The 21,906-nt window shown below is 61.7% G+C and carries 18 protein-coding genes; 10 read left to right on the forward strand and 8 right to left on the reverse strand.

Translation table 11 applies throughout. The annotated features are described in order from the left end of the window. Positions 1 to 107: 107 nt before the first annotated feature. From OHD58_RS23075 to OHD58_RS23090, 4 genes are all read right to left on the reverse strand, one after another. Positions 108 to 1,268 (reverse strand): cell wall hydrolase, encoded by a 1,161-nt coding sequence (locus OHD58_RS23075; RefSeq protein ID WP_412177283.1) that lies wholly within the window; start codon positions 1,266 to 1,268, stop codon positions 108 to 110. 251 nt (positions 1,269 to 1,519) lie between these two features. After that, on the reverse strand, positions 1,520 to 2,956 hold the full coding sequence (gene der, locus OHD58_RS23080) for a ribosome biogenesis GTPase Der (protein ID WP_263805893.1): 1,437 nt from the start codon (positions 2,954 to 2,956) through the stop codon (positions 1,520 to 1,522). Between the two features lie 9 nt (positions 2,957 to 2,965). Beyond that, on the reverse strand, positions 2,966 to 3,631 hold the full coding sequence (locus tag OHD58_RS23085; protein WP_263805894.1) for a tetratricopeptide repeat protein: 666 nt from the start codon (positions 3,629 to 3,631) through the stop codon (positions 2,966 to 2,968). A gap of 95 nt (positions 3,632 to 3,726) precedes the next feature. Then, positions 3,727 to 4,293 carry an NnrU family protein gene (locus tag OHD58_RS23090; protein WP_263805895.1) on the reverse strand — a complete coding sequence of 189 codons (567 nt, stop codon included), beginning with the start codon at positions 4,291 to 4,293 and terminating at the stop codon, positions 3,727 to 3,729. A gap of 141 nt (positions 4,294 to 4,434) precedes the next feature. On the opposite strand from OHD58_RS23090, the gene OHD58_RS23095 reads away from it, so the two are divergent. Beyond that, a complete protein-coding gene (locus OHD58_RS23095) occupies positions 4,435 to 5,445 on the forward strand; it encodes a polysaccharide deacetylase (RefSeq protein ID WP_263805896.1) in 1,011 nt (336 codons plus the stop codon). A 6-nt stretch (positions 5,446 to 5,451) separates the two neighbouring features. On the opposite strand, the gene sbmA is transcribed toward OHD58_RS23095, so the two are convergent. Both sbmA and OHD58_RS23105 read right to left on the reverse strand, forming a co-directional pair. Continuing rightward, the gene (gene sbmA / locus OHD58_RS23100) at positions 5,452 to 6,708 is read right to left on the reverse strand and encodes a peptide antibiotic transporter SbmA (protein WP_263805897.1); all 1,257 of its coding nucleotides are present in this window, start codon (positions 6,706 to 6,708) and stop codon (positions 5,452 to 5,454) included. 119 nt (positions 6,709 to 6,827) lie between these two features. Then, positions 6,828 to 7,994: a YbfB/YjiJ family MFS transporter gene (locus OHD58_RS23105; protein WP_263805898.1), complete on the reverse strand. Its 1,167-nt coding sequence runs from the start codon at positions 7,992 to 7,994 to the stop codon at positions 6,828 to 6,830. A 150-nt stretch (positions 7,995 to 8,144) separates the two neighbouring features. On the opposite strand from OHD58_RS23105, the gene OHD58_RS23110 reads away from it, so the two are divergent. Further along, complete coding sequence (locus OHD58_RS23110) at positions 8,145 to 9,392, forward strand: aminopeptidase (protein WP_263805899.1); 1,248 nt, start codon at positions 8,145 to 8,147, stop codon at positions 9,390 to 9,392. 23 nt (positions 9,393 to 9,415) lie between these two features. Here the strand turns inward: OHD58_RS23110 and OHD58_RS23115 are convergent, their stop codons facing one another. Both OHD58_RS23115 and tssH read right to left on the reverse strand, forming a co-directional pair. After that, positions 9,416 to 9,772: an ArsC family reductase gene (locus OHD58_RS23115; protein ID WP_263805900.1), complete on the reverse strand. Its 357-nt coding sequence runs from the start codon at positions 9,770 to 9,772 to the stop codon at positions 9,416 to 9,418. A 90-nt stretch (positions 9,773 to 9,862) separates the two neighbouring features. Next, complete coding sequence (gene tssH, locus OHD58_RS23120; RefSeq protein ID WP_263805901.1) at positions 9,863 to 12,679, reverse strand: type VI secretion system ATPase TssH; 2,817 nt, start codon at positions 12,677 to 12,679, stop codon at positions 9,863 to 9,865. A gap of 376 nt (positions 12,680 to 13,055) precedes the next feature. Here tssH and tssA point away from each other — a divergent pair, with 376 nt between their 5' ends. From tssA to tagH, 8 genes are all read left to right on the forward strand, one after another. Continuing rightward, positions 13,056 to 14,231: a type VI secretion system protein TssA gene (gene tssA / locus OHD58_RS23125; protein WP_263805902.1), complete on the forward strand. Its 1,176-nt coding sequence runs from the start codon at positions 13,056 to 13,058 to the stop codon at positions 14,229 to 14,231. A 6-nt stretch (positions 14,232 to 14,237) separates the two neighbouring features. After that, positions 14,238 to 14,777, forward strand: coding sequence for a type VI secretion system contractile sheath small subunit (gene tssB / locus OHD58_RS23130; protein WP_263805903.1), 540 nt, complete (start codon positions 14,238 to 14,240; stop codon positions 14,775 to 14,777). A 4-nt stretch (positions 14,778 to 14,781) separates the two neighbouring features. Then, on the forward strand, positions 14,782 to 16,284 hold the full coding sequence (gene tssC / locus OHD58_RS23135; protein ID WP_263805904.1) for a type VI secretion system contractile sheath large subunit: 1,503 nt from the start codon (positions 14,782 to 14,784) through the stop codon (positions 16,282 to 16,284). A gap of 63 nt (positions 16,285 to 16,347) precedes the next feature. Then, entirely contained in the window at positions 16,348 to 16,797 is a 450-nt protein-coding gene (locus OHD58_RS23140) for an Hcp family type VI secretion system effector (protein WP_263806097.1), read from the forward strand. 21 nt (positions 16,798 to 16,818) lie between these two features. Then, the gene (tssE, locus tag OHD58_RS23145; protein ID WP_263805905.1) at positions 16,819 to 17,535 is read left to right on the forward strand and encodes a type VI secretion system baseplate subunit TssE; all 717 of its coding nucleotides are present in this window, start codon (positions 16,819 to 16,821) and stop codon (positions 17,533 to 17,535) included. 2 nt (positions 17,536 to 17,537) lie between these two features. Beyond that, positions 17,538 to 19,412 (forward strand): type VI secretion system baseplate subunit TssF, encoded by a 1,875-nt coding sequence (gene tssF / locus OHD58_RS23150; protein ID WP_263805906.1) that lies wholly within the window; start codon positions 17,538 to 17,540, stop codon positions 19,410 to 19,412. Continuing rightward, complete coding sequence (gene tssG, locus OHD58_RS23155; RefSeq protein ID WP_263805907.1) at positions 19,376 to 20,437, forward strand: type VI secretion system baseplate subunit TssG; 1,062 nt, start codon at positions 19,376 to 19,378, stop codon at positions 20,435 to 20,437. The genes tssF and tssG overlap by 37 nt, the downstream gene beginning before the upstream one ends. Then, positions 20,434 to 21,906: a type VI secretion system-associated FHA domain protein TagH gene (tagH, locus tag OHD58_RS23160; protein WP_263805908.1), complete on the forward strand. Its 1,473-nt coding sequence runs from the start codon at positions 20,434 to 20,436 to the stop codon at positions 21,904 to 21,906. The genes tssG and tagH overlap by 4 nt, the downstream gene beginning before the upstream one ends.

The following is a 21,906-nucleotide window of genomic DNA, read 5'->3' on the forward strand; positions in this document are numbered from 1 at the left end:
GAAATCAATGATTTGGGAAACTGCGACATACTGCCCGCCCGGCCCGATGGGGGAACGACCACGAATCCCGCGAGACTCCCACCGGCGCGACGCACGTCGCGCCGCGTTCAGCTCCAGCCGCCGCCGTAGGTCCGGTAGAAGATATGAAGGCCGATCTTCTTCATCTTCTCCATTGTCCGGGCCCAACCGGGGCGGACATAGGTGGCATAATAATGTGTGGAGGAGCCGATCTCGGGGATGAATATCTTGCCGGCGGTCACCGCCATCGCGATCTGTTCCGCGGTTCGGTAGTGGGATGGGCTGAGCACGCGGTCCTTGATGCCGTCGCAGGCAAAGGAAAACTGGCAGCGATTGCGCCAATGGTCGTTCTGGTAGACGACGCCGCAGATCGTGCTGGGATAGGCCGGATTGCGCACGCGGTTCAAGACGACCTGCGCAACGGCGGCCTGCCCCTTGAGGCTTTCGCTGCGCGCCTCGAAATAGATGGCGTTGGCCAGGCACTTCTGCTCCACCTTGGTGAAGACATGTGGTGGCAGGGGTTTGCTCATCCAGTCATGGTCGCCCTTTGCGATCGGTGGAATGAAGCGGCCCTTGTTGGGATCCTCGTCCTGGAGCAGGGTTTCGAAGGGCGACGATTTCGCGTAGTCGGGCTCGGCCGGCGCGTAGGCGGTGGCAAGGATGTCGGGTGTGTCGTTGGTCACCAGCGAGGCCAGCATGACCGGCACGCCGGGATTTATCTTCTTGTCCTGCTTGGCATGGAAGGCCGCGGCGATCTCGATTTCCTTGCCTTTGATCGCCGGCTTGGCAAAGGCCATCTTCAGCTCGTTGTTGATCTTCGGGCTGAGCAGCGAGCTGGTGCGCTCGAAAACGGAGCCCGCGTTGAACGATTTGGGTGGCGCCACGGGGGCCACATTGACAATGCGGCCTTTCTTGTCGCCCCGATTGATGCGCTGTTCGTCAGGTACCTCGTTGGCGGCACCCTTGCCACGAAAGGTGACGGTTCCAATCCCGGGTGCGGCAAAGCCCGCGCCGGAGATCGACCCGGTCGTCACATCTGCATCCGCAAAGGGCATTTCGGCGGCATGAACCGAACCGGCAGCGGATTTCTCGACAAACGAATTCCATCGGGCGCCCTGCGTTTCCACGCCCGAAACCATGCTCGCCACATCCTGCAGAGCAACGGTGGTCGGGAAACCGATCCAGATACCCAGGCCGACGATGAATGATGAAAGGAGCGAAGATCTGCTTTGGCTGGCGGCGGCCTGCAGTTTGGCAGCGGCCTGCAGTCCGGCGGCGGCGACTCGCAGTCTGGCGGCGGCGACCCGCAACCGCGTCACAAATTGTCGATGCACGAACACCCTCTCCGCTACGCAACACAACCCACAGAAGATGGATAATGGCGCATTAACCTTGATGCGGCGTTAACGGCAGAGCTGTGACTGAAATTGGGCGCAGGCGATCGGCGGCGCGTGCCGTTTTGTCGCGTGTGGACAGATCGCCGGACGCGACCCGGCAGCGATCAGCGCTTCTTCTTGGCCTTGCCCGCAAAGGGGTTGTCGGAGGCACGCAATGCGACACGGATCGGCACGCCGGGAATATCGAAGGCCTCGCGCAGGTTGTTCACGAGATAGCGCACGTAGGATTGCGGCATGGCATCCGGACGCGAGCAGGAAACGACGAAGCCGGGCGGCCTGGTCTTTGCCTGCGTCAGATATTTGACCTTCAACCGGCGACCGGCGACCGCCGGCGGCGGATGGTGGGCGAGGATACCCTCGAGCCACCGGTTGAGCTTTCCGGTTGAAACGCGGCTGTTCCACACCCGGTGGGTCTTGATGATGGCGGCCATCAGCTTTTCGAGACCGCGGCCGGTTTCGGCAGAGATGGTCACCGCTTGCACCCCACGCACCTGCGGCAAAAGCCGGTCGGTCATTTCGCGCAGTTCGGCCAGCTTCTCCTGGGGATTGTCGATCAGATCCCATTTGTTGAAGGCGATCACCAGCGCCCTGCCCTCGCGGATGATCAGGTCGGCGATCTGCAGATCCTGTTTCTCGAAGGGGATCGTCGCATCGAAGACCACCACCACGACTTCGGCAAAACGAATCGCACGCAGGCCGTCGGCGACGGAGAGCTTCTCGAGCTTCTCCTGCACCCTCGCCTTTCGGCGCATGCCGGCGGTGTCGAACAGCTTCATCTTGCGGCCGCCCCACTCCCAATCCACCGAAATGGAATCACGGGTGATGCCTGCCTCCGGTCCCGTCAGCAGACGTTCCTCGCCGATCAGGGCATTGATCAAGGTCGACTTGCCGGCGTTCGGCCGCCCGACGACCGCAATGCGCATCGGTTTGGCTTCATCATAATAGGAAGCAGCATCGTCGGCGTCAGGGTCGCCGATGTCCTCGCCGATCAGGACTTCGCTCTCGGCGACGGCGTCTTCCACTTCGCCTTCGTCGAACGCTCTTTCCTCGCCGAGCGCCGCAATGACGGCATCGCGCAGGTCCGGCAGGCCCTGACCGTGTTCGGCTGAAACCGGAACCGGCTCGCCGAAGCCGAGTTCCCAGCTTTCCAGCATCCCGCTTTGGGCGCCGCGGGCTTCCGCCTTGTTGGCGACCAGCACAACCGGCTTGCCCGAGCGGCGCACGACTTCGGCGAAGGTGCGGTCGTCCGGCAATATGCCTGCCTTGGAATCGACCATGAAGAAAATCAGATCGGCTTCGGTGATCGCGATCTCGGTCTGCGCGCGCATGCGGCCCTGCAAGGTGGCGGCCGCGGCATCCTCGAAGCCGGCAGTATCGATGACGTCAAAATGGAGATCGTAGAGCTTGGCGGCGTGAACGCGCCGGTCGCGCGTCACGCCCGGCGTGTCATCGACGAGCGCCAGTTTCCTGCCGGCCAGACGGTTGAAAAGCGTCGATTTGCCGACATTAGGTCGGCCGATGATGGCAACCTTGAAGCTCATTAGCCGGAATCACGACGCACTGCCCGAACCGCGGATCAGTTCGGTAAGGAGATTGGCACGCTCCCGTACGTTGCGAGGGGCTGCGTCGTCGGCCGAAATCTGGTCGAAGAACTTCAGCGCTTCGACCGATTTGCCTTCCTTCCATGCGGAAAGGCCGAGCAGTTCGCGGGCGGAGTGACGCAACGGGTTGGAGTCAGCATTCAGCACATCGACCCGTGAAGACACGTCGGCGAAAGTACCGTGGTCGACGAGAACGAGGGCCGCCCTCAAACGTGCCATATCGCGGATCGCCACCGGAATGGAGCCGTCATTCGACACAGCGTCGAACGCGGCCACAGCGCCGGAGAAATCCCCGCCGCCGGCCATCACGGTCGCCGAGCGCAGCCGCGCCAGCACCGGATAGGCACCATGGCCCTCGGTTTCCAGCGCCTGCAGCGCTTTCAGCGCGTCGTCGTTCTTGCCTTCATTGGCAAGCCTGAGCGCCTGCGAAAATGCGTCCCCCGACTGGCTAGCGCGGGTCTCCACCCAATAATTGTAGCCGACAAAGGCAGCGGTGCCGAGAACCACCAGGATCGCCAAAACGATAGCGGCAGGACCGTAGCGATCCCACAGCGCTTTCGCCTGCTCCTGGCGAATCTCTTCATTCACCTCGCGGATGAAACTGTCGTCCGACATAAAATCTTCCGAATTTCGTTTTGCCCGTTTCGGGCTTGTGCGCCTGCGTTTAAGCGGAATTTTGTCCGCATGGAAGGGGCGAGGTCGAAAATCGCTCAGAGCGGCGAGACACCGAACAGCCATTCATGCAGCTTCCAGACGAAAAGGACATAGACCAGCGCGCCCGATGCGACTGCCGCGACGTCCCATTTCCCCGGCCCCGGATTGGCGATCCTGTCGCCGAGCCGCTTCACCGCGATGCGATCCAGGACAGCCCAGACGAGGAAGCTCCCGAAAAGGACCACCGAAGCCAGGTCTCCATTGGCCAGGAGATGCGCGAATGCCCAGATCTTGGTCGCCAGCAGCATCGGGTGTTTCAGTACCGGTTTCAGCCTGCCCGGCGGCAGAATGAAGACCATCATGCTAATCAGCGCCGGTAACATCAGCGCCAGCGTCAGATGTTTCATCCAGACCGGCGGCTCATAAAGAACCGGGGCAACCGGCCAGGCACGCGCATAACCCCAGACGATCAGCACGAAACCGGCAAGCGAAATCAGCGAATAGAGGCCTTTCCAGCCGTTTTCGCCGAGGCGCGCGTGCTGCGCGTCGCGCCATGCCGGCGCCACGATGCGCACGGAATGGATACCGAGGAAGAGAACAAGACCGAGAATCAAAAGAAACATGGCTGGCTCCGCGCTGGCTTTTGGATAAGCTAATATGCGCTGCGCGCCGGTTCCATCGCTGTCTTGAAGAACTCGACGCACCGGCGCCACATTTCGCTCCTAGCAGCGTCGTTGCGAACCTGAAGAATCCAGCCGGTGCCGATGTCCGTAGCCTCGCGTCTTTGTACCGCCGTATCAGCGTTCGTTGCGGGCGCATCGCCTCTCCTGGCCGGCGAGATGCCCAGGCACCCGCAATATGTAATCATCTCCTTCGACGGGGCGCATGACATAGCGCAGTGGAAGCGCAGCCGCGCGCTGGCGGAAAAGACGGGCGCGAAGTTCACCTACTTCCTGTCCTGCGTCTTCCTGCTCTCGCCTGAAACCAAGCGCGATTATCAGGCGCCCGGAAAAGGGCCGGGCAAATCGAATGTCGGATTTGCCCTGACCAGAGACGAGGTGAGCGCGCGGCTCGCCCAGATCTGGGCGGCGCGCGGCGAGAGGCACGAGATCGCCAGCCATGGCTGCGGACATTTCGATGGGGCCGACTGGAACAAGGCGGACTGGCTTTCCGAACTTTCCCAATTCACGACCATCCTGCGCGACGCCTATTCGGCCAACCATATCGCCGCAGAGCCTGCCGGGTGGCAGCATTTCGCCGAGACGGAAATCAAGGGCTTTCGCGCGCCCTACCTCTCGACGAACAAGAGCCTTTATGCCGCGCTTGCGGGAGACAAGTTCTCCTATGACGCCAGTGGGGTGTCTCGCGGACCGGCCGAACCCTCCCGCGACGCATCCCTCACGCGCTTTTCGCTGCCGCAAATCGCCGAAGGCCCGAAGTCGCGCCGGGTGATCGCCATGGACTACAATCTTTTTGTGCGCCACTCAGGCGGCCTCGAACGGCCAAGCGAAGCGAAAAACTTCGAGGACCGCGCCTACGACGCGTTCCTCGCCTCCTTTGACGCAGAGTACAACGGCAAGCGCACGCCGTTCCAGGTCGGCTTCCATTTCACGCTGATGAACGGCGGCGCCTACTGGCGCGCGCTGGAGCGCTTCGCGGAGGAGGTCTGCGTCAGGCCGGAAGTCGCCTGCGTCAGCTACCGCGACTATCTGGCGCGAACTCGGCCGGCGCCCGCCGGTCCGGATGAACGGCCCGGCACCACGATGGGTGGGTGAGACGGCTCAAACCGGCTCTTCTTTAGGCGCCTCCATGTAGCGTTGATCGATGTCGGGCAACGGTTCGCCGTCCAGCGTCGCCTCGAAGGCGCGCAGACGTTTGTAGATCGAGATCAGTTCGACGATCGTCGGCCAGGCGTTCACCAGGTACTGGAAGGACGAGCTGACCTGACTGAACGCGGTCAGGATTTGCTGCCAGATACCCAACGTGATTTTTCCAGCGGCAATCGTCGGTATCAAGATGACGCTGGAGAAAATCGCGTCCGCCTGTCCGAAACCGGAGCGAAAGACGTTGAAATACGCATAGTGGAAATAAAGCCGGAAATAGTTGCGGCGCACATTTGCGAAAAGCTCGGCGACCGTCGGTGGCTGGGCGCGGTTTGCATCATCCTCGCCGTAGACGAGTTCCTTCCGGTAGGCCGCCTCGACCCGCTGGTTGCGGAATTCGAGCCCGGGAAGCTTGATTCCTACCAGCGCGAGCAGGCCGGTCCCGAAAACGGCCCAGACAAGTGCTGCGACGACCAGCGAGTACGGTATGGCTCCGACCACCGGAAGTTCCGTGATGTTTTCCGACAGCATGGCCAGCACCGGCAGGAAGGCGATCAGGGTCAGGATAGCGTCGGCGAAGGCAACGCCGAGGCCTTCCATCGTGGTCGAGAAGCGCATCGTGTCTTCCTGGACACGTTGGGACGCGCCTTCGATGTGGCGCAGCCTCGACCAGTTGGCCATGTAAAAGTCGTTCATCGCCGTTCGCCAGCGAAAGATGAAGTGGCTGACATAAAACCGCGTCATGACGAACAGGGTGACGTTCGCTATGCCGATCCAGGCGAAGACCCAGAACAGATTGTAGAGTTCACCTTGCGAGACGGAACCTGCCGTCGTTATCGCCTTTTGGAAAAGATCGAAGAAAGGCCGGCGCCAATTGTTCAGCGCGACGTAGAGCTCCACGGAGATATAGGTCGAAAACAGGATGAGCGCTGATCCGAGAATGGACCAGTTTTGCCAGGGATGCGGGGCATAGTACCGCCAAAAAAGATAAAACGCCGCCAACATCACGAAGAAATAGATATAGAACCAGATAAACGGCCCCGACCAGAAAATCGGGACACCAAGGATCGGTGGTGTATCGGCCGGCGCCGGCCCCATGCCGAATGCAGCACCCAGATCTCGCCCGCCGAAGAACCAGAACAGAATGCCAAGCAAAGCCCATGCCGCGGCGCTGATGAAAAACATCTTGGGCTTCGGGAAAAAGGATACGAACATTTCGGCTGTTCCTTCGGGGCAAATCAGCGGCGGGACGTTTCGGGCATGAAGTCACACTTCATGTCCGAATGGAATGACCCTTCTGGCAGTGCTTTACGGCGAAATCTGGCGGAAAGTTTTCAGGCGAGCCGCTGCTTGCGGCCGGCGTCGTAGCCGATTGCCGCACATAACAGCAGGACCAGCGCAGCCCCCATCGACGGCACGACGAAGCTGCCGCTCCAGTCGGCAAGGTACCCGGCGATGATCGGCCCGAGTATCTGGCCGGTGCCGAAGGATGCGGTCATCAGCGCGAGCGCGCGGCGCGGCGCTTGCGGCGCCAACAGACGGCCGGCCTGGAGGCCGATCGCGGTGATCGCGATGAAGGTGCCGCCAAGCAACACGCCGGCAAGCAATGGTCCGGCATAACCGCCGATGCCGACACTGGCGATGACGCCGACAGCCTCGACGATGCAGCCCAGTGCAAACGTGCCGGTCAGGCCGAAACGCGGCACCACCCGGTTCCACAGATATACGGACGGGATGCCGGCGAGGCCGGTGACCACCCACACGGCCGACTCGAAAAGCCGACCGCCTTCACCGTGGCGAACAATCGCGACAATGAAGGTGGCGGTGACGATGTAGCCGAGACCGAAGAGCCCGTAGGCGAGAATGATCTTTGCGAGAGCGGCGCTTTTGGGCAGTCGCGCCTCGCGCTGGGCTTCAGCTGCAACCAGCGGGCCGCGGTCGATGATCACCATCACAAGCAGGAAACCTGCGATGGAAAGGACGCCTGACCAGAGCCACCCGGCAGGCCACGCCGCGCCGGACAGCACCAGCGCTCCCGTCATGACCGATGACACCGCGATACCCAGGCCGACGCCGCCGAAATGCAGTGCCTGCAAGCTGTTGCGCCCGGCGGCGGCCAGATGGCTGAAAACAATGGTGATGACAAAGACCAGCACGAAGGCGCTGGCAATGCCGGCGAGGAAGCGGATAACGACGAAGGCGGTGAAATCTTCCGTCAGCCCCATCGCCCCTGCCAGCAGGGCGCTGGCTGCCAGGCTGACCAGCATGACCGCGCGCTCGCGTCCTTGCGCCCACCCCCCTGCCGCTGCGATGGCGCCGAGCAGATAGCCGAGATAATTCGCCGACGCGATAAGCCCCGCATCCGAGGCCGACAGGCCAAGCTCTTCCATCATGCCGGGCAGGATCGGCGTATAGACGAAACGGCCGATGCCCATGGCGACCGCCATCGCGATCATGCCGGCGGCGGCGTAGCGGAACGGGTCGGCGGGAACTGGATTCATGACGCGACCTTATTGGCAACGGCGTAGGGCGCAATCCGGTTGCCGCATTTGCGTGTTGGGCCAAACGGCTTGACCCACCTCCCATATGGCAAGGCCGGGCGGTGCGGTTTATGAGTGTCGTTCTTCTAGGTTTCAAGGACGGCACTCATCATGACATCGCAAAGTTCCACACAGATCGACCAGATCAAGCTCGACAGGCTGGCCGAGGTGGCCGTCAAGGTCGGCGTCCGCCTGCAGCCGGGGCAGGATCTGGTGATGACCGCACCGGTGATCGCGACGGGCTTTGCCCGTAAGATCGTCGAACATGCCTACAAAGCAGGCGCAGGCATCGTTACGGTGCTCTATTCCGATGATGAAGCAACACTTGCCCGTTATCGTCATGCACCGGACTTGAGCTTCGACCGTGCCGAGGGCTGGCTTTACGAAGGAATGGCGAAGGCGTTCGAGGGAGGCGCCGCACGGCTCGCCGTCCGTGGCGACAATCCAATGCTTCTCGCCTCCGAGGATCCGGCCAAGGTAGCGCGCGCCAACAAGGCCAACTCGATGGCCTACCGGCCGGCGCTGGAAAAGATCACCGGCTTCGACATCAACTGGAACATCGTCGCCTATCCCAATCCGGCCTGGGCAAAGCAGATGTTTCCGAACGACAAGGAGGATTTGGCGGTCGCCAAGCTCGCGGACGCAATCTTTTCGGCATCGCGCGTCGATATCGATGATCCGGTTGCTGCCTGGAACGACCACAATGCCGCGCTGCACAAGCGGACAAGCTGGCTGAACGGGCATGCTTTCCATGCGCTTCGGTTCACCGGTCCCGGCACCGACCTCACCGTCGGCCTGGCCGATGAGCACAAATGGAATGGCGGCGCGGAAACCGCGAAGAACGGCGTTGTCTGCAACCCGAACATCCCGACCGAGGAAGTATTCACCACGCCGCATGCGCGTCGGGTCGAAGGGCATGTGTCGAGCACCAAGCCGCTATCCTACCAGGGAACGCTCATCGACGATATTTCCGTGCGCTTCGAAGGCGGACGCATTGTCGAGGCCAAAGCTTCACGCGGCGAAGAAGTCCTGAGCAAGGTGCTCGACACCGACGAAGGGGCGCGCCGCCTCGGCGAAGTGGCGCTTGTTCCGCATTCCTCGCCGATCTCGCAGAGCGGGCTCCTGTTCTACAACACGCTGTTCGACGAGAACGCCGCCAGCCACATCGCGCTCGGCCAGTGCTACTCGACCTGTTTCGTCAATGGCGGCTCACTCAAGCCGGACGAGATCGCCGCCAGGGGCGGCAACAAGAGCCTGATCCACATCGACTGGATGATCGGTTCGGGCAAGATCGATATCGACGGCGTAAACAAGGACGGCAGCACTGTGCCGGTCATGCGCGGAGGCGAATGGGCCTGATCCTCGCTTCCCGCTAAACGGAGCTATCGCGAAGCGGCAACCGCCGCTTCGTAGCGTTCAGTCTTGAAGCCGGCCATCAGCTTGCCGCCGGCATCGAGCACGGGCCGCTTGATCATTGTCGGCTCGGCCAGCATCAGTTTGATCGCCTTGTCCTTGTCGAGATTCTGCCTGTCGGCTTCGGGCAGAGCGCGAAATGTCGTCGACGATTTGTTCAGCAACGTCTCCCAGCCGAGTTCGTCGCACCAGCGTTCGAGGAGACGGCGGTCCAGTCCTTCGACCCGATAGTCGTGAAAATCATACCCGATGCCGTGGCCTTCCAGCCACGCTCGAGCCTTCTTCATCGTATCGCAGTTCTTGATGCCATAGATTTTGACGGTCAAAACGGATTTCCTCGGGCGTAATGTATCCAAACGGAATCGCCAATCGCCAGGGCAATCGGCGATTCCGTTTGTCTGTGACAGCCGTTCTAGCTATTCAAACGCATAGGTGAAACCCTCGGCGGACGCGCCGACCGTCACCTTTGTCATCTTCTCGCCTTCCAGCGACCGGTTCAGCACGCCGCGGCTCAATTCCGGCAGCAGCGTGTTGGTGAGGATCGCATCGATCATGCGGCCTCCGGATTCGATCTCGGTGCAGCGAGCCTTGACCAGATCCATGACGCCGTCGCCGATCACCAGTTCCGCATCGTGGCTGGCGCGCAACCGGCGGGCGATCTTGCCGAACTGATGGCGGGTGATCGCTTCGATCATCGAATCCGACAGCGGATAATAAGGAATGGTCACCACGCGGCCGAGGAAGGCCGCCGGGAAGACCTTCAGCAGAGGTGCGCGCAATGCCTGGTCGAGGTCGTCATGCCCTGCCCGCTCGCGGCCACCGTCAGTGCGGTCCATGATGACCTCGGAGCCGACATTGGAGGTGAGCAGGATCAGCGTATTCTTGAAGTCGATGCGGCGTCCCTCGCTGTCATCCATCATGCCCTTGTCGAAGACCTGGAAGAAGATCTCGTGGACATCCGGGTGCGCCTTTTCGACCTCGTCGAGCAGGATGACGGAATACGGCTTGCGACGGACCGCCTCGGTGAGAATGCCGCCTTTGCCGTAGCCGACATATCCGGGTGGCGCGCCCTTAAGCGTCGAGACGGTGTGCGCCTCCTGGAATTCCGACATATTGATCGAGATGAGGTTCTGCTCGCCGCCATAAAGCGTTTCAGCCAAGGCCAGTGCAGTCTCCGTCTTGCCGACGCCCGAAGGTCCGCAGAGCAGGAAGACGCCGACCGGCTTCTCGGGAGCACCGAGCCCGGCGCGGCTGGTCTGCACGCGTTTGGAGATCATCTCCATTGCATGATCCTGGCCAACGACACGTTCGGAAAGCGTGGCCGCGAGCCGCAAGGCCTTTTCGGTCTGGCTGGACAGCATTCGCCCTGTCGGTATGCCGGTCCAGTCCTGCACTACGGCCGCAATGGCGTTGCGGTCGACCGACGGCAGGATCAGCGGCGTCTCACCCTGCGCAGTGGCCAGTTCAGCCATGAGTTCACGCAGCCGGGCCAGATCGACGGCGGGATCGGTGGCCGTGTTCTCAATCTTCTCCTCACCGGATGTCGCACCCTCGATTGAGGCGACCGAAGCTTCATCCGTTGCAGCCGGGGTCTCGTCAGTTCCGGCTGCAACCGACGGTTCGACCGGCTTTTCGGCCCCCTCGCCTTCCTGCTCGGCGGCGGCCTCATCCAACGGCACTCCTTCGCCGCGCAGCCGGGCACGCAACTCGAGTATCTCGGCAACCAATGTCTTTTCGCGGTCCCATCGCTCCTGGGCGGCTGCGAGCGAGGCTTCCGTCTCGGACAAACCGGCATCCACGCGCGCCTGCCGGTCGGCAACCTCGATGCCGATCGCCGCCTCGCGGCCGATGATGCCATTCTCGACTTCCAGCGCCTGGCGCCGCCGCAGAATGTCTTCGACCTCGGCCGGCGTGGCATGCTGGGAAACCGCCACCCGGGCGCAAGCGGTATCGAGAAGGCTTACAGCTTTGTCCGGCAACTGCCGCGCCGGAATATAGCGGTGCGAAAGGCTGACCGCCGCGTCGATGGCCTCGTCGAGGATCTGCACCTCGTGATGTTTTTCCAGGACGCCGGCGACACCACGCAGCATCAGCACCGCGACTGCCTCCGTCGGCTCGTCGATCTTGACCACCTGGAAGCGGCGGGTCAGCGCGGGATCCTTTTCGATGTGTTGCTTGTATTCCGCCCAGGTGGTCGCAGCGATCGTGCGCAATTCGCCGCGCGCCAGCGCGGGCTTCAGAAGATTGGCGGCATCGCCGGTGCCGGCGGCGCCACCGGCTCCGATCAAGGTATGAGCCTCGTCGATGAAAAGGATGATCGGCGTCTCAGAGGATTGGACCTCGTCTATGACCGTCTTCAGGCGCTTTTCAAACTCGCCTTTCACGCTGGCGCCGGCCTGCATCAGGCCGACATCCAGCATGCGCACGCTGATGCCCTGAAGCGGAGGCGGCACGTCCCCCTCTGCGATGCGCAGGGCAAAGCCCTCCACCACCGCGGTCTTGCCCACGCCTGCCTCGCCGGTGAGGATCGGGTTGTTCTGCCTGCGCCGCATCAGAATGTCGACGATCTGCCGGATCTCCGGATCGCGGCCGACGACAGGGTCGATCTTCCCGTCGCGGGCGCGCTGCGTCAAGTCGGTCGCATATTTCGCCAGCGCCGAATCGCTGCCCGGCGACCGCTTCGGTGCATCGACGGAAGCCGGAGCAGCTTCGGCGACGGCAGCTTCGAGTGATCCCTCCACCACTTCGGCGAACCGACCAATGACGGCATCCGCATCTATCTTGTCGAACTCAACGCTGATCTTCGATAGCAGGCCTTCAAGTTCGGGTTTCTTCAGGCAGGCGAGAATCACATGCGCGCTGCGCACTTCCTCGACGCCAAATTCGAGCCCGGCCAGGCTCCATGCTTCCTTGATGGCGTGGAAGATATGGTCGGAAAAGTCGGTGATGGACGTTGCGCCGTAAGGCAGCTTGTCGATTGCCCGCGTGATGTCAGCGGCGACCCGACTCGAATCCGCACCGGCATCGGCCAGCATGAACTGCACGTCCGACCGTTCGGAAAGCACCAGCTGCTCGATCCAATGAACAAGTTCGACATAGGGATTGCCCCGCAACTTCGCCGCCGTGCCAGCTGCGGCGAAGGCCCGTTTGCAGGTCGGATTCAACTTGTCGACCAGCTCGCTGCGCTTGAAGCTTTGCGACGCCCCTCGCCGCTGCGCACCGCTTCGCTCCATGACTTGCTCCCTGCAATCGGAATGTCTTGCTAATAACCTGCCACACAAAAAGCGACTTTACAAAGAGGGAAGTACGATGTGGAATAGACCAGCGAACAGGTCTGATACGATCAAATTGTTTCGATCTCGGAATATTCGAGGCTCAGCTCACCGGAAATTCAAGGCCGCATAGAAGCTTTGCCGGTTGCATTTAAGCATACTTGAATTTTGTAACAGTTGGCTGGAAATTTGATAGACGAGAATTCGCGAAAATGTAGACACCACGATTTAAACGGGTATCTTACCTTGGATTGGGCTTTGCTCGAACTGTGACTGACGAAGACCGCATGATAATACTGACCATATGCGGCCTTGAGGCCGGTCGCTGGGGGGGTGTGTGATTGATCCTGCGCTCTGGCTGAATCCTTTGGACGGTGACAACCCGTCGGGGGAGGATTTGCGCAACGATCCGCGTTTCCATGAGCTGGAGCGCCTCACGGAGCAGCAGGTCAAGATCGTCCACGACGACCGCAACAAACCGACCTCGCAAACCACCATTCCAGTCGATTGGCCGGCCGTTCTGGACAAAGCTGAAGAACTGCGACCCCACGGTCGCGACCTGCGCCTGCTCGTCATCGTCACGCGGGCGCTTGCGAACGAGCAGGGACTGGCCGGCCTGGCGCAGGGGCTGACGCTGATTGCCCAGACCTTCGACGCTCATTGGGAAACCATGCATCCGGCATTACGGCCGAACGCGCCGCCCCGCGATGCCGCCCTTCGCCGGATCAACGCACTGCTCGACCTGCAGAACAGCCAAGACGGCCTGCTGGCCAACTTGCGGCAGATGACGTTCTTTGCACCACGCGGCATAGGCCCGATTACGGGTCGCGACCTGGAACAAGGCGCCCTGGATGACCGCGTCATGCTTCAGGAAGCCGCTTCGGGTTTGAACAATGCCGAGAAAGCGGCGCTCTCCAGTGCCCACGAACAGCTTCTCAACCGGGTCCGCGCCGGTTGCGCGGCACAAACCGACCAGGCCAACGCGGACATGATTGCGCTGGTCGCCGACGCACGGGCATCCACGGCCGCGCTCGCCGCGGTCGAGACGGCACTCAACACGCGTCTTGAAGGCGGCGGCACTGCGGTTCCGGAGCTGAAGCGGTTTCTGGAACGGGTGCTGACCGCGCTTGAGCGTGGATCGACGGTTCGCTCATCGGCGAATGGTGTCACCAAGCCGGCAAGCACGCAGGCGGCAGCGGAAGCACCCGAAGCGCCGGTTCGAAACGGCCACGACACCGAACCCGTGGCGAACAGTGGGGGACAGAGTGGAATGCTCCCTGAACGGATTTCCTCCCGTGAGGACGTCGTGAAATGCCTCGACCTCGTCGTTGCATTCTACGACCGGACAGAGCCGTCGAGCCCGATCCCGCATCTGGCCCGCCGCGTTCGCCGGATGGTTCACATGGACTTCGTTGAACTGATGGAAGATCTCGCGCCGTCGGGGCTCAAGGAATTCCGGCTTCTGGCCGGCGTTCCCGAGAACAAGAAGACGGCACAGAAGGATGAAAGGTAAAAAACAATGCCAGCGGAAAGCAAAGCAAAGGTCATCGAACGGAACCGCGCGCCACGCGTGCAGATCGCCTACGATGTCGAAACCTACGGCAGCCCGACGACCATCGAGCTGCCGTTCGTCATGGGTGTGATGGCCGACCTTTCGGGCGCGTCGCAAACCAAGGAAGCACAGAAGTCGGTGCTCGACCGGTCGTTCGTGGAGACCGACGCCAACAGGTTCCCGCGTTTCATGGAGGCTCTCGGTCCGCGCGTGAAGGCGCGTGTCAAGAACACGCTTCCGCAGGCCGAAGGCACTGAGCGTGACGAAGAGCTGGCGCTCGATCTGACCTTCTCCAAAATGGGCGATTTCGCCCCGGACAAGATCGCCGAACAGGTGCCGCAGCTGGCCGAGATTCTCAAGATGCGGCGGCAGCTCGAGGAATTGCTCGGCTTCATGGACGGCCGGGTCGATGCTGAAAAGCGCATCGCCCAACTTTTGAACAACGAGCCACTTCTTGGCCAGATAGCCAGCCAAGCACTGTCCGACAGCGACAAGGGTGAGGAATAAAACCATGGCCGAACAGCAAAAGGTCGCAACCGTCGCCGAGGCCGAAGCCATCGATCTCGGTGAATTCGGCGAGCTCCTCGAGAAGGATTTCAAGGTCAAGAAGGACGACAGCGAGAAGCTGCAGCAACTTGTGCGCAATCTTGCGCTGGCGGCGCAGTCACGTTCCGAAACGACGACGATTTCGTCAAACGCCATCAAGTCGATCAAGTCGCTGATCGCCGGCATCGACAAGATGCTGACGACGCAGGTCAACGAGATCCTGCACGCCCCCGAAGTAAGGGAGATGGAAGGCACCTGGCGCGGGCTCTGGTATCTCGTCAACAACACGGAGACGGATCAGAAGCTGAAGATCCGGGTGATGAACGTCTCCAAGGAGGCGCTGGCCGACACGCTCGAAGACTATGAAGGCCAGATGTGGGACCAAAGCCCGATCTTCAAGAAGGTTTATACCGACGAATATTCGATGCTCGGCGGCGAGCCGATAGGCTGCCTGATCGGCGCTTACGAATTCTCCAATCACCCGCGGGATGTCGGCCTGCTCCGGAACATTTCAGGCATCTGCGCCTCGGCGCATACGCCGTTCATCGCGGCCGCTTCGCCACGCCTGTTTCGCATGGACAGCTGGCAGGAACTGCCGAACCCGCAGGATCTGCAGCAGATCGTCTCGAACCCGGCCTACGCGTCCTGGCAATCCCTGCGCGAGAGCGAGGACGCACGCTATATCGGGCTTACGATGCCGCGCGTCCTGGCGCGGTTGCCGTATGGCGCCGACACTGTCCCGGTCAAAGGCTTCTCCTTCGAAGAAGAAGTGCACGCCGACCACAACAAATACGTCTGGATGAATGCTGCCTTCCCGATGGGGGTGAATATCAACCGCAGCCACAAGCTTTACGGCTGGGGCACGCAGATCCGCGGCGTCGAAAATGGCGGCACCGTCATCAACTTGCCGGTTCACAGCTTCCCGACCGACGACGGGTCGATAGCGATGAAATGTCCGACAGAAGTCGCCATCGACGACCGGCGCGAGGCGGAACTGGCCAAGCTCGGCTTGATGCCCATCCTGCATCGGAAGAATACCGATCTCGCGGCGTTCATCGGTGCGCATTCCCTCCAGGATGACGAGACGCGTGCCGGACGGCTGGTCGATCCGGATGCGCAGTCGAACGAGCGACTGAGCGCGAACCTGCCCTATCTCTTCCCGGTCTCGCGATTTGCGCATTACCTGAAGGCGATCGCCCGCGACAAGATCGGTTCCTTCAAGGAACGGTCCGACATGCAGATCTGGTTGACCGAGTGGATCAACCGGTACGTCTTGGCCAACCCGGCGTTTGCCGACGACAAGGCTCGCGCCAAGCGTCCGCTGGCGGCAGCGGAAGTACAGGTCGACAGTGTCGAGGGGCGCCCGGGCTACTACAACGCCCGGTTCTATCTGCGGCCACATTACCAGCTGGAAGGGATAAACGCGTCGTTGCGACTGGTGTCGGAACTGCCGTCCGTGAAGTCCTGATATTTCTAGAAACAATGGAGAACGACAATGGCATTGATAGACGATCTGAGAAGTTTGAACATGATGAAAATCGATGGCTTCCTGGAGGTTCCGGACATTGCGGGACCAAGCCAGCGCGATGGCCATGAAGACCAGATCGAAATCTACGACGTCACCTTTTCCATGGTCGCACCGTTCGATCCGAACTCGCTGTCCCGAAAGGGCCGCGTCTCCCTGGGAACGTTGACCTGCACCAAGGATGTCGACATGTCGTCGCCGTACCTGGCCAAGGCCTGCCATGAGAACAAGCCACTCGATGAGGTCGTCGTCTACTGCCGCAGGACGATCGACGGCGCCACGAGCGATTATTTCGTCATCACGCTGAAGGAAGCTTCCGTCGTCGGATATTCGTTCGGCGCCAGCAAGACAAACCCCGATACGCTCGGAGACGTCGTCCAGTTCGCCTACAAGAACATCGAACTCAAGTATGACGACGATCACACGACCGACATGGATGTCGCCACCGGCATGTGATCGCGGCAACTGCATTGAGCCATGAAAGCAAGCAGTACCCAGCGCGCCAAACGCGAAGCGGTTCAGCCATCCCTTTGGGATCGCCTCGTCAATGATCTGCCGGGCCTGAGTTCGGAAATCGACGGACTGCGTCAATCATTGCTGGTCGAACTGGGTGGCGAGCGGCTCGACACCCTGTTGGCCAGCAGTGCGCGGTCCATCGATTCCGACGAGAACCTGACGGCCGATCAGAAGCGACGGATACACCGGCTTGTCTTCCAGAGCAGTCAACGGGCGGAACTCGAGCGTCGCGGCATCGTCGTGTCCCCAAGTGTCCTGCGTGAAGCCGTGCGGCGAGACATCGAAGCGCTTTTCAACACGGAGCGCTACGAGGTGACGCCGCTTCTGTCCGACCATGAAGGGGAGCAGATGCAAGGAAGTCCGCTGGACCTCAGCGATTTTCCCGAAGTGCGGCGGAGCGTCGTCAACTATGGCGTGCCGTCGTTTTCCGGCCGTTCATCGCGCGACTTCGACCGCGATGCGCTGGCGCGCGAGATAAAGATGGTTTTGAACACGTTCGAACCCCGCCTGAAGGACAACGGCACCAAGGTGCAGGTCACCCTTGGCGACAAGAACGGCGGACTGAAAATCGAGATCGATGCTATCTTGATCATGACACCGACGCCGGAGCGGCTGCGGTTGCGTACTTCCATAAACCTGGACAACGGTCTGGCACGAACAGACATCGGGGACACCTGAAAATGGATCGGGTCTTCCTGGAGTATTACGAGGAAGAGCTTACCCATATCCGCGCGCTCGCTGCGGAATTCGCCGACATGCATCCGTCGGTGGCGCGAAACCTGTCGCTCGACACCGTTCCGTGCCCGGATCCCTATGTCGAGCGGCTGCTGGACGGCGTCGCCTTTCTCGCTGCGCGCACCCGGCAGAAGGTTGACGCCGAGCGTTCGCGCTTTGCGCGCAGCGTGCTTGAAGTGCTTTATCCCGACCTCGTGTCGCAAGCACCGGCAACCGCGATGGCGTTGCTCAAGCCCGGCCAGCAGGTGCAGACGATGGCGGCCGGCCATGTCGTCAAACGGGGCACCAAACTGGTATCCAGCCTGCAGCCCGGGCTGTCGACGCGCTGCACGTTCACGACCTCCCAGGATGTCACCTTGTGGCCGATCGCCATCTCGTCCGTCGGCTATTATCAGGATCGCAGCGCGCTTGCCGCAGCGGGTATCGGGCCTATCGGAGGCGTTGCCGGCGACGCCGCCTTGCGCATCAGCATCACTCATGCCGGCAAGGGCAAGCTCAGCGAACTCGCGCTTGACCGCCTCGACATCTTCTTCGGCGGCCGCAACAAGGCTTCATTGCTGTTTGACGCGATATTCGGCAGTTGCTCGGCGCTCGGCGCGCGCGCGGAAGGCAAATCCAACCCTTTGTCGCCTTTGCCTGTTCCCGAAATGGTCGGCATCGGAGATGCCGAGGCGCTGATGCCGCGGACGCGCCCGACATTCGAGGGCTACCGGCTGCTCCGGGAATATTTCATGATGCCCGAGCGCTTCCACTACGCCCGCCTGCAAGGACTGCGGCCGGTGGTACGGAAGTGCGAAGCCGGCCTGGAACTCATCCTCCTGTTCAAGCGTCGGGTACCGGAACTGGCGGATATCACCGCTGCGGATCTCGAGCTTTTTGTTACGCCGATCATCAATTTGTTCGAGCGTGAGTGCAACATAATCGAGATCGATCGTCGCAAGACAAGGCAGATCGTGCATGCCGACCGGACGCGACCGCGCGACTTCGAGATCTATCGCGTCACACGGGTCGAAGACGCCGATGTCGAAGGTCCGGATGCCGAAGTTCCAGCGTTGTTCAGCCTGGGACAGAACCGTGGCAGCGGCTGGGTCTACTCCATCGAGCGCCGGCCTCGGCGCGCCACCGAAGATGAGCGACGGCAAGGCATGACGCGCACCTCCTACACCGGTGACGACGTCTTCCTGGCCGTCTCTTCTCCGGGAAACGTACCGCCGCCACGTCCGCTGAAACGGCTCGACGTCGTCGCGCTCTGCACCAATCGCGACCTGCCCATCCTCGACGATAACCCGACGCTGTCGCTTGAAAGCGGCGACCCCGTGGAATCGGTCAAGCTGCTGAGCGCCCTGCGCCCACCGCAGCCTGCTATCGCGGCCTCCTTGCCGGCAGGCGCAGCGGGCGAGTCGCGGGCTGACGAATTGGCATGGCGGATGGTGTCGCAGCTTGCCTTGAATTTCCTCAGCCTCGCAAATGAAGGCCGCGGTGTGGATCCTTTGCACGCCCTGCTCGACCTCTACGCCGATCGCGGCGATCCGGGATTGACCCGACATGTCCGCTCGGTCGTGCGGGTCGATTCCAACCCGGTGATCGAACGCCTGGCGATCGAGGGTCCGATGTGCTTCGGCCGTGGCACCGAAATCACTTTACACATCGACCTGGCGGTTCTGGCGGGACAGAGCACGCTGCTCCTATCGGCGTTGCTGGCCCGGCTATTTGCTCGATACGCGGGGATAAATGGCTTTGTGCGGACCCGTACGCGGCTACTCCAGAAGCAGGAGGACGTGCCATGGCCGATGACGCTCGGCAATCGTTACCTGATCTAGACAAGTCCGCGGCGCTGTCTGAGGCGTTCGATTTCTTCGAGCTTCTGCGCCGGCTCGAGCAGGATGGCCGTTTGTTCGGCCAATCCGGCCGGCCGGATCGCGAGCCGGCGCGTCTCGGACAGCACATCCGTCTCGGGTTCGCAGCACAGGACGTGGTCGGCTTTCGCGAAGCCACGGACAAGGCGCCCGCCAGAGTCACGGTCGCCAATCTCGGACTTATGGGGCCGGAGGGTCCACTACCCTTGCACATGACGCGCTGGGTGCTCGATCGCCTCTCGCAACGCTGGTTTGCCGGCGCTGCCGCGGAGCAGACAAGCGACACGACATTCGTGGATTTCGTGAACATCCTGCAGCACCGAATGATTGCCTTGTTCTATCGGGCGTGGGCCGACGCTCATCCGGGAGTCCAGGTCGAACGCCCGGTCGGTGGACGGGTGCGTTCCATGCTGGAGGCGATGTCGGGAACCGGGCTTCCGGGCACAAAAAATGCCGAATACGCTGAACTCGATGCGGTCAAGCTGCAGCAGGCTGCGGCGCTTGCCACGCAAGTCGACGGACCCGAACGGCTGACCTTGTTCATAGCAGAGGCATTCAAGGTGCCGGTCCAATTGAAGGAGTTCGTGGCTTCGTGGATGACGGTGCCCAAAGCGTTGCAGACCGGACTGGGCAAAGCCCACGCAGCGCTTGGCCGCAGCGCGACGATCGGCCCCCGAACCTTCAGCCGCCAAAGCCGGGCTGAGCTTCGCATTGGCCCGCTCGGGTTCGACGATTACAAGGCATTCCTGCCCGGTGGCGAAAGACTGAAAGCGTTGAAACGGGCGATCCGGGATATGGTTGGCGACCTGCTGGACGTCGACCTGCGGGTGGTGTTGGCTCGCGATGAAGTGCAGCCGGCCCGGATAGGAAGGTCGCAGCTTGGAAGAACGGCTTGGCTTGCACCCCCCGATGAAAGGGGAGATGCTGAAGACATGCGCCTGCGGACCATTGTTGGATGGCGGCCGGAAGTGACGGGGATAGCGGCATGAGCCTGCTCCTCACGCTTGAGCAGGGACCGCGCAATCAAGCGGTACGCCAGACCCGGCTGGACGAGGGTGAATTGGTTATCGGCCGCAGTTCCGACGCGGACTGGCAGATCGATGATCCTGACATGTTCGTTTCACGCGCCCATTGCAAAATCGTCGCACGACAGGACGGATACTTCGTTACCGACACGTCGAGCAGCGGACTTTTCGTAGATGACGCCGGCAGCCCGCTTGGGGCGGGAAACTCGATCCCGCTCCGGAACGGGATGCGGCTTAGGATGGGCGATTATGTGCTGGGGGTCGATCTGCAGACGGCGGCGGCTCCGCAAGCTGCGCCCGTGCAGCCGGCTCCTCAGTCATCGTCGCATACCTCGCGTGCCCCCCTCGGCATCAGCAGCGACGATTTCTTTTCCGTGCAGACGGAAGAGGAACCACGACGCCCTCGTCCTGCCGGCTTGCCTGATCCGTTCGAACAGCCGCAGGCAGGTGCATTCGAGCGCTCCAGCGAACGCAGCTCTGCCGCTTTCGACGACCCGTTCAGCCTTGATCCGGTCGCAACGCCCTCCCCGGACGGAAGCGTCGACGGTGACCAACGCAGCGCGGCGGCGTTCGACCCGTTCGGGTTCTCTCCTGCTCCCGCTACTTCGGATGCAGGCGCCGACGCTGCTCAACCGGAGGCACCAGCTTTCGACGATGATTTCAGGCTGGACCCGGTCGTCACCCCTGTTCCTGAAAAGGGCATGGATCGCACCGGCAACCGCCAACCCGTGACCGACACTTCTGCGTCTCCGAATCCGTGGGACCCACCTGTGCCTGCAGCGGAAGCACCACCTCCCCCACCAGCTCGGCAGCGGGTGGTGCCAAAACCGGCTCCCCGATCCTCTCCAGCGTCCGACGTCGGGGATACTGCGCTTCGCGCCGCTTTCCTTCACGGCATGGGCCTCGAAGAAGACGGCTTCCCCGGCCGCGATCCGATTGCCGAGATGGAGAAGTTCGGCCGCGAATACCGCATGATGATGGAAGGCCTCATGCAACTCCTGCGCAAGCGCGCGGAGGAAAAAGGCAATGCACGCGTCGCGCAAACCGTCGTCGGAGCATCCGAAGTGAATCCGCTCAAGTTTCTGCCAACGGTGGACGACGCATTGGTGACAATCCTCGCCGAGCGCAGCCCGGGCTTTCTCGCCGCTGAGCCGGCGATCGCGGACGCAGTCCGTGACCTTGCGAACCACCATGTTCGCGCCTGGCGAGGGGTACAGGGCGCGTTACGGCGCATGATCGACCGCTTCGATCCGGTGGCGCTCGAAGAAGAATTGAAGTCGAGTTCGACGATCGAAACATTGCTTGCAGGCGGACGTGGCGCCAAGCTTTGGGAACTCTATCAAAAACGCCATCGCGAAATCGCCACCAGTGCGGAATCCCGCTTCCTGGGCGACATTGGCGCCGATTTCAGAAACGCATATGAAGAGGAGTGA

This window comes from Mesorhizobium sp. ZC-5, from assembly GCF_025753855.1.
GTDB lineage: Bacteria > Pseudomonadota > Alphaproteobacteria > Rhizobiales > Rhizobiaceae > Neomesorhizobium.

Coding starts and splice junctions, on each gene's coding strand:
- tssB (WP_263805903.1), top strand. CDS start 14,238: ATGCCAGCGGAAAGCAAAGCAAAGGTCATCGAACGGAACCGCGCGCCA.
- tagH (WP_263805908.1), top strand. CDS start 20,434: ATGAGCCTGCTCCTCACGCTTGAGCAGGGACCGCGCAATCAAGCGGTA.
- der (WP_263805893.1), bottom strand. CDS start 2,956: ATGAGCTTCAAGGTTGCCATCATCGGCCGACCTAATGTCGGCAAATCG.
- sbmA (WP_263805897.1), bottom strand. CDS start 6,708: ATGTTCGTATCCTTTTTCCCGAAGCCCAAGATGTTTTTCATCAGCGCC.
- OHD58_RS23085 (WP_263805894.1), bottom strand. CDS start 3,631: ATGTCGGACGACAGTTTCATCCGCGAGGTGAATGAAGAGATTCGCCAG.
- OHD58_RS23105 (WP_263805898.1), bottom strand. CDS start 7,994: ATGAATCCAGTTCCCGCCGACCCGTTCCGCTACGCCGCCGCCGGCATG.
- tssH (WP_263805901.1), bottom strand. CDS start 12,679: ATGGAGCGAAGCGGTGCGCAGCGGCGAGGGGCGTCGCAAAGCTTCAAG.
- OHD58_RS23140 (WP_263806097.1), top strand. CDS start 16,348: ATGAAAATCGATGGCTTCCTGGAGGTTCCGGACATTGCGGGACCAAGC.
- OHD58_RS23095 (WP_263805896.1), top strand. CDS start 4,435: ATGTCCGTAGCCTCGCGTCTTTGTACCGCCGTATCAGCGTTCGTTGCG.
- OHD58_RS23110 (WP_263805899.1), top strand. CDS start 8,145: ATGACATCGCAAAGTTCCACACAGATCGACCAGATCAAGCTCGACAGG.
- tssG (WP_263805907.1), top strand. CDS start 19,376: ATGGCCGATGACGCTCGGCAATCGTTACCTGATCTAGACAAGTCCGCG.
- OHD58_RS23090 (WP_263805895.1), bottom strand. CDS start 4,293: ATGTTTCTTTTGATTCTCGGTCTTGTTCTCTTCCTCGGTATCCATTCC.
- tssE (WP_263805905.1), top strand. CDS start 16,819: ATGAAAGCAAGCAGTACCCAGCGCGCCAAACGCGAAGCGGTTCAGCCA.
- tssC (WP_263805904.1), top strand. CDS start 14,782: ATGGCCGAACAGCAAAAGGTCGCAACCGTCGCCGAGGCCGAAGCCATC.
- tssF (WP_263805906.1), top strand. CDS start 17,538: ATGGATCGGGTCTTCCTGGAGTATTACGAGGAAGAGCTTACCCATATC.